Here is a 1,352-nt window from a genome sequence, read left to right as displayed (position 1 = left end):
GCAGCACCATGCGCTGTAATAGATCCCGCACACGTGCGGCAGTATGCTGGTCAATACTGTAAAATTCTTTACTGAGGCTTCCAGGAGAAATAACAGCTTGTCTTTTACTTTGACAGTGACCAGCGAAACATTTAAAAATGAACTGAAGGTTTTGAGTGGCGAAGACACTTTCTTCGTACAGTAAACGAATCAGGCAGGACAGGTGTGCAACTGACATTTCCAGTGGTATTTTTGGAACAGCAATTTCGCTCCCCTTGCTCAAAGACTTTTTTGTTACCAGAATTTCTTCCTGGAGCCAGTCTCYCAACATAGTTTTTAGAGATGGCCATGAAATATTATAAGCTATATGTTTCACTTCAGGAACAGATGCCACCGTAGCCTTTTGATTATGTAGATAGTTGATTTTGTCGTCTAAACAAATAAAAGCTTCCAATTCTTGACGGATCTTCCGTTGTCGGTAAACAAAAAAAGAAAGATGATTAAAATTCACACCAGAAAGATAAAAGATGAGATTGTTTTCTGTCTCGTCGGGGAGTGTATCAACCAAAATCATTTGCTTGATAACATACTTATAATAGTCTAGTGTACCAAAAGAATACCGCCTTGCGTTGTTGTCTGCTGACATCTCATCTACCCAGTTTAAGATCAAAATTTTCAACCCCGAGTTTATTTTCGCGTTTTTAAGATTTGTTTTCACCAGGTGAATATCTGCGCCTGATTGATTAACTAAACGTTTATGAAAAGCGGCAGGTGCCACAGCATCTCGATTGAAATAGTTCGAAAAGTATTGCTTTAAATGATCAAGCAGGAATAGAAGATAATCATGTAGTTTATTAGAAATTTCAATCTCCGGCATTTTACAAAGGGTATCCGAAATTTTCAGGATACCCTCAAGCTGATAATAAAAATAACGCCTTAAGCTTTTATCAGAAATCTCCGAGAAAGCCATCATTTTCCATCCTTCAAAAAGTTGTTGAGATTTTGATTGGAAAGTCGATTCTACTGCAATATCGTTACTTGAATTTCCCCAGGCAGACAGCAGTTCCTCGATATCATGTAGTTCATTTTTAAGCATCAGGTGTAATCAATCCAATACCTTTGTAACTAATTTTTTAACAAATGGGTACTGGTTATGCTGGTGGTAATACTGGTCGTATCAGTTTCAGGATTTTTGAACTTACCAACAATTGATTTAAAATTGCTCACTGCGATAGTTTTTTTCTCGGGAAGTTTAATTGAAATTTTCATGATTTTATATTTTTTATGGTAAATTAAGGCTTTGTGAAGTTGCAAAAATCTTTATTACAGATTCATACAGTTTGGGAGTAAAAAAAGCGTTCATAGCACAGAAT

General features: G+C 36.4%; 2 protein-coding genes. Both read right to left on the bottom strand.

From position 1 onward, the window contains the following. On the bottom strand, nucleotides 1–1,075 hold a 1,075-nt coding region (locus AC1DND_RS27970), incomplete at its 3' end, for a hypothetical protein (protein ID WP_477586130.1). A 29-nt stretch (nucleotides 1,076–1,104) separates the two neighbouring features. Continuing rightward, a complete protein-coding gene (locus AC1DND_RS27965) occupies nucleotides 1,105–1,248 on the bottom strand; it encodes a hypothetical protein (protein ID WP_477586129.1) in 144 nt (47 codons plus the stop codon). Between the last annotated feature and the right edge of the window lie 104 nt (nucleotides 1,249–1,352).

Source organism: Pedobacter sp. 01N416, from assembly GCF_056399685.1.
The sequence above is the reverse complement of the archived record's forward strand: the minus strand, read 5'-3'. Positions and strand labels throughout refer to the sequence as shown.

Coding starts and splice junctions, on each gene's coding strand:
- AC1DND_RS27965 (WP_477586129.1), bottom strand. CDS start 1,248: ATGAAAATTTCAATTAAACTTCCCGAGAAAAAAACTATCGCAGTGAGC.